Source organism: uncultured Rothia sp. (assembly GCF_937976295.1).
In the GTDB taxonomy this organism is placed as follows: Bacteria; Actinomycetota; Actinomycetes; order Actinomycetales; family Micrococcaceae; genus Rothia.
Genome location: NZ_CALJRY010000023.1, coordinates 1 through 7,988 on the forward strand (window position 1 = coordinate 1; position 7,988 = coordinate 7,988).

At 57.8% G+C, this 7,988-nt stretch carries 7 protein-coding genes and 1 pseudogene; 2 read left to right on the top strand and 6 right to left on the bottom strand.

Going from position 1 to position 7,988, the window contains the following annotated elements:
• Positions 1 to 392 (top strand): annotated as a pseudogene (locus Q0216_RS00575) (4-phosphopantetheinyl transferase); the annotation flags it as partial.
• Positions 393 to 508: 116 nt separating this feature from the next.
• On the opposite strand, the gene Q0216_RS00580 reads toward Q0216_RS00575, so the two are convergent.
• The 4 genes from Q0216_RS00580 to Q0216_RS00595 all read right to left on the bottom strand — a co-directional run bounded on the left by Q0216_RS00580 (position 509) and on the right by Q0216_RS00595 (position 4,857).
• Complete coding sequence (locus Q0216_RS00580) at positions 509 to 1,612, bottom strand: isochorismate synthase MenF (protein WP_298592036.1); 1,104 nt, start codon at positions 1,610 to 1,612, stop codon at positions 509 to 511.
• Between the two features lie 63 nt (positions 1,613 to 1,675).
• Positions 1,676 to 2,443: an SDR family oxidoreductase gene (locus Q0216_RS00585; protein ID WP_298592039.1), complete on the bottom strand. Its 768-nt coding sequence runs from the start codon at positions 2,441 to 2,443 to the stop codon at positions 1,676 to 1,678.
• Positions 2,440 to 3,123 carry an isochorismatase family protein gene (locus Q0216_RS00590; RefSeq protein WP_298592042.1) on the bottom strand — a complete coding sequence of 228 codons (684 nt, stop codon included), beginning with the start codon at positions 3,121 to 3,123 and terminating at the stop codon, positions 2,440 to 2,442. The genes Q0216_RS00585 and Q0216_RS00590 overlap by 4 nt, the downstream gene beginning before the upstream one ends.
• Positions 3,124 to 3,447: 324 nt before the next feature.
• A complete protein-coding gene (locus Q0216_RS00595; RefSeq protein ID WP_298592045.1) occupies positions 3,448 to 4,857 on the bottom strand; it encodes an FAD-dependent oxidoreductase in 1,410 nt (469 codons plus the stop codon).
• Positions 4,858 to 5,058: 201 nt separating this feature from the next.
• Here Q0216_RS00595 and Q0216_RS00600 point away from each other — a divergent pair, with 201 nt between their 5' ends.
• The gene (locus Q0216_RS00600) at positions 5,059 to 5,571 is read left to right on the top strand and encodes a mycothiol transferase (RefSeq protein ID WP_298592048.1); all 513 of its coding nucleotides are present in this window, start codon (positions 5,059 to 5,061) and stop codon (positions 5,569 to 5,571) included.
• Positions 5,572 to 5,726: 155 nt separating this feature from the next.
• Here Q0216_RS00600 and Q0216_RS00605 read toward each other — a convergent pair whose 3' ends face one another.
• Both Q0216_RS00605 and Q0216_RS00610 read right to left on the bottom strand, forming a co-directional pair.
• Complete coding sequence (locus Q0216_RS00605; RefSeq protein ID WP_298592051.1) at positions 5,727 to 7,025, bottom strand: hypothetical protein; 1,299 nt, start codon at positions 7,023 to 7,025, stop codon at positions 5,727 to 5,729.
• Between the two features lie 73 nt (positions 7,026 to 7,098).
• Positions 7,099 to 7,988, bottom strand: an 890-nt coding sequence (locus tag Q0216_RS00610) for a methyltransferase domain-containing protein (protein WP_298592054.1), incomplete at its 5' end; no start/stop codon positions are given.

The window sequence follows — 7,988 nt, forward strand, 5'->3', positions numbered from 1 at the left end:
CTCAGCTCACCGATGAGCTGCTGGATGCACTCGAACTCGCCATGAACGAGGAGGTCCCGGGTGACCTTCTGGACAGCGACATTTCCGAGCCGACCACCCTGCGCGTACTGACTCAGGACAGGTTGGCCACCCGTGCGACCTTTAGCGCGCCTCTTGGCAGTGGTCAGAGCAGCGATCAGGGCGGCGAGGCTATCGAGCGAAGCTTTAGCCTGCACTGGGTGCCCGTGGCACTGCCCGACGCGGAGAACCCCGAGCACGCGCAGAAAATGCTCATCGCCCTGGCGGTGGAGAACCCGGCCGGGGGTGAGTCCGGGGGCGAGCCCGCGCAGGTTGAGGCTCAGCTTCTGCCGGTGGCTACTCCCCTAGAGCTCAAGCGCCTGCTCACCGATTAGCTGCGCTCAATCCCTCATAACAACAACGACTGAACGCGCCCGCCATGGCAGCGAGCACGTTCAGTCGTTTTATGCTGTCGTTTTATTCTGCCTCGTCAAGGCGTTCAAGACAGAGCCTAAGGCATATCCTCACCCAGGGTATCCACGCCCAGGGCGCGGCCAAAGCTACCGAGCTTCGTACCGGTCTCCGTGTGTTCTAGCTCCGGGTCGGACTCAGCCACAATACCCGCACCGGCGTACAGCACTGCCTCATCCGGGCTGACCTGGGCGCAACGCAGCACCAGCGCCCACTCGCCGTTACCCTCGGCATCCATGTAGCCGACCAGACCGCCAAAGTAGCGGCGCTCAAAGGACTCCAGCTCACGAATCAGCTGCAGAGCCCTCTCGGTGGGTGCACCACAAATCGCGGGGGTCGGGTGAATCGCGCGGGCACCATCCAGACAGGTCAGGCCCTCCTTCAGCACGCCGTCAATGGGGGTCGCCAGGTGCCAAAGCTGCGGGGTCTTCAGCAGCGAGGGCACCTGCGGCACGTTCAGCTCCTCGGCGATAGGTGCCAGGCGCTCGGCAATATCGTTGATGACGTAGGCGTGCTCGTGGCGGTCCTTCGGCGAGGCGAACAGGCGGTCACGAATCGCCTCGTCCTCGGCGCTACCGGGCTCAGCGATGCGCGGGGCGCTACCGGCCAGCGGGTGGGTCTTGAAGGCGCGACCCTCGGTGCGGAACACCAGTTCCGGGGAGGCGCCCATCAGGTAGCTTCCGTTCATGCCGCGCTCGCCGTCGGGCAGGCGCACCGCGAAGTTGAATGCGGAACGCTGCTGGGCGCGCAGGTTGTTGTACAGCGCCTGCAGGTTGAGGGCGCCGGGTGCGTATCGGGCGGTGAGCACACGCGAAAGCACGATCTTGCTCAGCTCACCCGCCTTCATGCGCTCCACGGCGGTCGCCACGGCGGTACGGAACCGGTAGTTCTGCCTGCCGGTGACCGATACCGGTTCGGCAAGCGCCACGGTCTGCTCGGGGAGCGGCACCTGCTGCTCCTCCAGGCGTTCGGGCACGAAGAGGTAGGCGGGCATGTCCGGGTCAAAGGGAATCAGACCCACGACAGCGCTACCGGCGCGTTTTGCCTCGTCCAGGGCGTTATCGAAGGTGACAGGGGTCATCGCACCGGTTGCGCGCAGGACGCGGGTGCCGGTGGAAAAGATAAAGTCGGGAAGGTTCGTCATCGTACTTCTATCAGTGGTGTGTGGGTTCGCGCCGGGCATCTAAACGCCGGACGCGGAGTGCCGTTAGAGGGTCGCGCCGCCGTCGGCAACAATCTCCTGCATGGTGATGTGGCGTGCCGCCTCAGAAATGAGGAAAGCGTTCACCGAGGCAATATCGGCGGGGTCGGCAATACGGCGCAGCGGAATGCCCAGGCGGAAGGTTTCCGGGTTACCGGCAACCGGTAGGGCGGAGCGGTCCTCACCCTCCCAGGCGTCAGTCACCATGGGGGTTCGGGTGGTGCCGGGGCAGACCGAGTTCACGCGAATACCGTGCGCGGCAAGCTGCAGACCGAAGCTGGAACTCACGCGTGCCGCCGATGCCTTGGACGCACCGTAGGCGCCAAACTCCGCGCGGGGCACACGCGCCGCGTTGGAGGCGACCGTCACCAGGGAGCGGCTGTTCGTCGGGTCGTTCTCCTGCTGGTCAATCATGATGCGTGCGAATTCGCGCAGGCACAGGAACACGCCGTCGGAGTTGACCGCGTGCAGGCGCTTCCAGGTGGCGAAGCTGGTTTCCAGGAGCGGCTGGCTGTGGGCGATGCCCGCGGCGAGCACCGCGCCGGTAATGGGTTCGTCGAGCGCCGCCACGGCGTTGGCGAGGGCGGTGACGGACTCTTCGCTCGTGACGTCTACGGCGCGGTAGCGGAAGATAGCGTCCCCGTAAGTGCCGAAGGAGGCAATGGGCTGCTCCGCAAGGTCAGCCGCAAATACCGAATAGCCGTTCTTAATCAGCTGGTGGACGGTTGCCTCACCAATACCGCCGTTCGCGCCGGTCACAATCACCCAGCTCATGCGTGCGCCTCCTCAGCAGCCTCAGCGGCCTGCAGGTCGGCGAGTACATCGTCGGTGTTCAGCACGCGGGCGCAACGACCCGAAGCGTACTCGCACGCCAGGCGGTGCTCCTCCTCCGAGAAATCGGCGAGCGCATCCGCAACCATGAACGGCTGAATGTCACGCATGAACGCTTCCAGGGCGGTGGTCAGGCAGCCAATGTGCGCGTACACGCCGCCGATAATGAGCTGGTCTCGGCCGGATTCCTTGAGCAGGTCCTCGAAGGGGCTGCGCACGAACGCGGAGTAGCGCCACTTGGTCAGCACGGTGTCGCGGTCGGTGGGCGCCAGGTCGTCGAGTACGCGGGCGGACTCGTCGTTCTGCAGGCCGTCGCCCCAGAAGTCGATGAGCAGGCGGCGATCCTCGGGATCCTGACGCGGCGGCTGCGCGGTGTAGTAGACGGGAATGCCGGCGGCGTGGGCGGCGTCAATGAGGCGGCGCAGGTTCCGAATGGCGACGTTAATCTGGGCGTCCGGGTAGGCGCTACCCTCTCCCAAGTCAGCGCCTTCGAACGCCTGGACGAAGTGTACCTGCATGTCGTGCACAAGCAGTACAGCTCGGGAGGGGTCCACAGGCCAGCTCACGCGGTTGCTGTGTTCACGGTCAACGTAGGTGTAGGGCTTAATTTTGGGCAGTGCCATGATTCTCCCGGGTCGTGCCTATGGTTTTCGGTTGTATGCGCGGCGCAGGCAGTGCACTGTGGTGGGCGTAGCAGCGAGTGGGCGCTCTCCTCCGAGTCCCTCGCACTAACCACCCGGTCACTGAGCTTGCGCTTATCTCATAACCATCTTAGGGCATGCTTAGCTACAAGGTATATCTGAGCCTTAACAAAAGTGCTTCCCCACCCGCACCCCCGTTGAGAGCACAACGGGCGGAACGGGCAGAGAAGCACTCAGACAAGCAGAAACGCTACATGAACCGCGAAGCGAGAGAAGCCAGAGAATCCAGACGCGATTCTGGTTCAACTAGTTCACGGGCACCGCGACAGCAAGAACCTCATTCAGGCCCTCAGTAATCGAGGGGTGAGTGTAAATCTCATCGCGCAGCTGCGAAGCGGTAATGCCGTGGCGCATCGCCAGAGCCACCAGGTTAATAACCTCCATGGACTCCACCACCAGCAGCTGGGCACCCAGAATCTGGTCGGTCTGCGCGTCAATCACGAACTTCATGATGCCGCGCGGGTTCTCCATAGTCTTAGCACGCGGCATCGCAGCGATTGCGGCAACCGGCTTCGACGCAACCTTAACCTTGTGGCCAGCCTCGATTGCCTCACGCTCGGTCAGACCAACCGAAGACAGCGGCGGGTTCATGTAGATGGTCGCAGCAACAGCCTTGCGGTCCTTAGTGGAGCGGGAACCGTCACCAACCAGCTGGGAAAGCACCACACGGTAGTCATCCAGGGAGATGTAGGTGAACTGCGGGCCGCCGTTCACATCACCGAGCGCGAAGATGTTCGGCACGGTGCTGCGCAGGTGCTCATCCACAACAATTGCGCCGCGGTCAGTGGTTTCGATGCTGGTGTTCTCCAGACCCAGACCCTCGGTGGCGGGCTTGCGGCCGGTCGCAACCATCACGTAGTCCACCTCCAGCTCCCGAGTAGCACCCTCGGAGTCGAGGTAGGTCACGGTCACCGAGTCAGCGCCGTCCTTGAAGGACTGCACGCGCACGCCGGAATGAACGGTAATGTCCTGGTCTGCGATAATCTCGCGGGCAACCTGGGCAACATCCTCGTCGTAGCGGCCGAAGAGGGAGGGCGCACCGTCCAGAATGGTCACCTCAGTGCCGTAGGAGGAGAAAATACCGGCGAACTCAACACCGATGGGGCCGCCGCCGATAATGCCCAGGCGCTTGGGGCGCGGGGTGAGCTTCTGCAGCTCGGTGGAGGTGAGCACACGCTCAGACTCGCGGATACCCTCAATCGGCGGGATAACCGGCACGGCGCCGGTGTTGATGATGAAGTAGTCGGCGGTAACGCGCAGGGTGTCCTCGCCTGCGGTGACCTCAACCTCGGTGTCGGAAATGAAACGTGCGTGACCGTCAATGAGCTTGGCGGTCTCGTTGGACAGCAGGATCTCGCGGTTCTTAGCGCGCATCATGCCGGTCAGCTTGTCACGGAAGACCACGGCGGATTCGTAGGCGGCGTTTGCCTCTTCAAGGGTGCGCTCGCCGCTGGCACGGAACTCGTCGGCGCGGTGCACGAGCGCCTTGGTGGGTACGCAACCGATGTTGATGCAGGTGCCGCCGTACATGCCGGTGGACTGTTCGATGAGGGCAACGTTCTTGCCGGTCTTGGCGTATGCGCCGGCGAGGGTCTTGCCGCCCTTGCCGAAGCCGATGACGACCATGTCAAAGTGCAGCTGAGCGGGGGTGGTCATAATATTCTCCTGTGAAATTTTGATGATGATGTCTTCGCAGGGTTCAACGGGAAGAAATGGGTATTATTCCCGCGCGCCACATTTTTCTTGCTCCCTCCTCATCTTCCACAGCCAGCCCTCAGCCCTCAGCTTGTGCGGGCCTGGGCGTAGACTGAAACTACCCGGCTCCCCATGAGCAGCCAACATTTTCAGGAGGATTCCATGAAAACCCACGACATTCTGCGCGACGCCGCCAGTCGCCCCGGCATCGAGGCCGCCGTAGCCGTCAAAGGGCTATCGGCTGAGGCATTGAACGCGCATCCGGGCGGGCACCCGAACTCTATCGCCTGGCTCCTCTGGCACGCCGGACGACAGATGGACATGCAGCTTTCTGCTCTGAACGGTCAGCCGCAGGTCTGGGAGGCTCAGAGTTTCAGGGAACGTTTTAATCTGGGCGAGCTGGGCGACACCATGGGCTACGGCCACACCGCTGAGCAGGCACGCTCGATTGTGGTGGAGGATTCTGCGCTGTTGGTGGAGTATCTTGTGGCGACCGGCGAGGCGCTCGCGGCCTATGCGGAGACGCTGAGCGAGGCTGATTTGAGTGAGATTATTGACCGTTCGTGGACTCCGGCGGTGACTCGCGGTGTGCGTCTGGTCAGCCTGATTGACGACGCGGCGCAGCACGTGGGTCAGGCAGCGTATGCGGCGGGTATTCTCACAGCACAGGACTAACGGCAGAGCGCTAAACCCCCGACAATAGGTACGAAAAAGCGGTGGCGCCTCGGATTGCATCTCCGAGGCGCCACCGCTCTTATACATAGCCAGTCCTAAAAACCTAGATTACATTCGTCTATAGATATAAACGACTTTCCACCCAGTTAGATGACTTATTGCTTTTCTTTTTGAAGAACCCTCACGAGAACTTTCTCCATTCTTGACGAGTAAAGATACTTCCTAAGGGCGTCACTTCCACGCTTTAGCGTGTACAACAGTTTGAGTTTTTTATATATATCACTAACTAAGATAGAAGACTCAAGATTACGCTCCCCTTCAAACATTTCTTTATTAATATCATACGGCAATTCAGCTATCCCAGAAATATAATCCTTAACTCCAGAGCGCGTATAGAACGACCGATGAACTTTCTCGGATTCGTTCAAAGATGAAATCCCCCAGTAAAGTTCCCAAAGGTCGTAATTCCTATACGCAATTAGCCTAGAATATCTATCCAGATTATCACTCAATAGTTCATTGACAATTTGAGCAAAATCATCAACCTCAGGCAAGTCAATAAATTGAAAATTACAAATTTTATTCCTCATGTAAGGAGGGATACCGGTCAACGAAAAGTAGTTAGGAACCCTTTTCTCCATCCGCAATGAGACAATTGAATTTTGCACCCTTATAACATAATCATAATTATTTGATATGTCGTACAAATTTTCATTAATCCACAGCATTAAATTCTCGTACAGCAACACAGACTCTTCAAGGCGTTTATTACTTTCTTTATCGATAATTTTTCGAACATCACGCTTCTGACTATAAAAATAGAAGAAGAAGATTGTTGGCGCTAAGGCCAGGAATGTGGTAACTAAAGGTAGCTTTGAGGTTAAATCAACAAGGTCAACCCTAAGATTCAATGGTTGAAGCATCAAGCCTTGAATCCTATCCACCGACAGATCAGAAAAGATAAAAATACGCAATGAGATACAAGAAAGAGCGAGAGAAGTGAGTACAGGGATACTAATTAGAAATTTAAGTATTGCGACTATATTATGAGAAATTGGATTCTTATTTAAACCTTTCCAAACTTGATTCTCATTTGGATAGCCGTAAGTTGTTTGACCCAAATTCAGAAATCTATAGACTCTGGTCAGCAAATATTTCAACCGAATTGTAAAGAGAGCACGATCTATCTTTTCTTGATAGACTGCACGCTCACCTCTCTTTTTCAGCCTTAAGGAGGCAGATAAGTAGAGCTTCCTCAGGAGATATTCATAAATGAGTGAGTATAAAAGTAATAATATAAAATAAAATCCAGCAAGATATGAAACACTCGCTAGATTATCCTGAGACTCTGACCCAAAGAAAAATTTTCCAGCATCCTTGAGACATGAATTCATCACAATGAAAACAAATGGAACGAGTGCAATTATTTGCCTAGCAATTTTAGAAAATAGCATATATTTAAGTCACTCCTAATAATACAGAATGCCAATTCTGAAGATATATAATATTTAGCAAAAGTTATAGCTTCTACTGCCTCTGCAGTAGCACCATGACCTCGTAGTGGTCCGTATGCGGGAACATGTCCAGCACGCGGCCCTGCACCGGCGCATACGAGGGCATGCGCTCCAGGTCCTTCGCCAAAGTCACCGCATTACAGCTCGAATACACCACACGGTCAATACCCGAACCCTCAATCCACGCGCACAAGCTCTCACCAATACCACGGCGCGGCGGGTTCACCACCAGCATCTGCGGCACCGCGCCCGAAGACACCGCGAACTCCGGCGCATCCTGAGCCGAAAAGCTCACACCCTCCAGACCGTACTCAGCGACCGTGCGCTGCGCCGAAGCGACCGCCTCCGCACTAATCTCAATGCCCGTCACCGAGCCGCCATCCATCACCGAGGCTGCATGCAGAGCAAAACCACCCACACCGCAGTACAGGTCCCACAGCGAGCGCGGAGCCACCTCACGCACCCACTCGCGGCCCTGCGCGTACATCGCCTCAGCAACCTTCGTGTTTGTCTGGAAGAAGCTCTGCGGGCGCAAATGCAGGGTCAGGTCGTTCACCTGCATCGGCAGGGTCTGACGTTCCGAAAGGATAATCTCCTCATCGCCCTCAACACGCGCCACCGGCTCACGTAGCAGGTTCACCGACAGCACCGCCAGGTTCGGCAGCCGCTCCTGCAACCAGTGCATCTGGCGGCGAATCGGCACCAGAAGCTTCTTCGAACGCAGCACAAAACGCACCATCAGCTCGCCCGCTGCCGAAGCAGTCACCAGAATATTCTTCAGCTCACCGCGACGATTCGGAATGTCATAGGGGGTCAGGTCCGCGCGCTGAATCAGCTCACGCAACACTGGAATAGCCGCCTGAATCGGCTCCATATAGAGCGGGCATTCGCCAAGATCAGTGG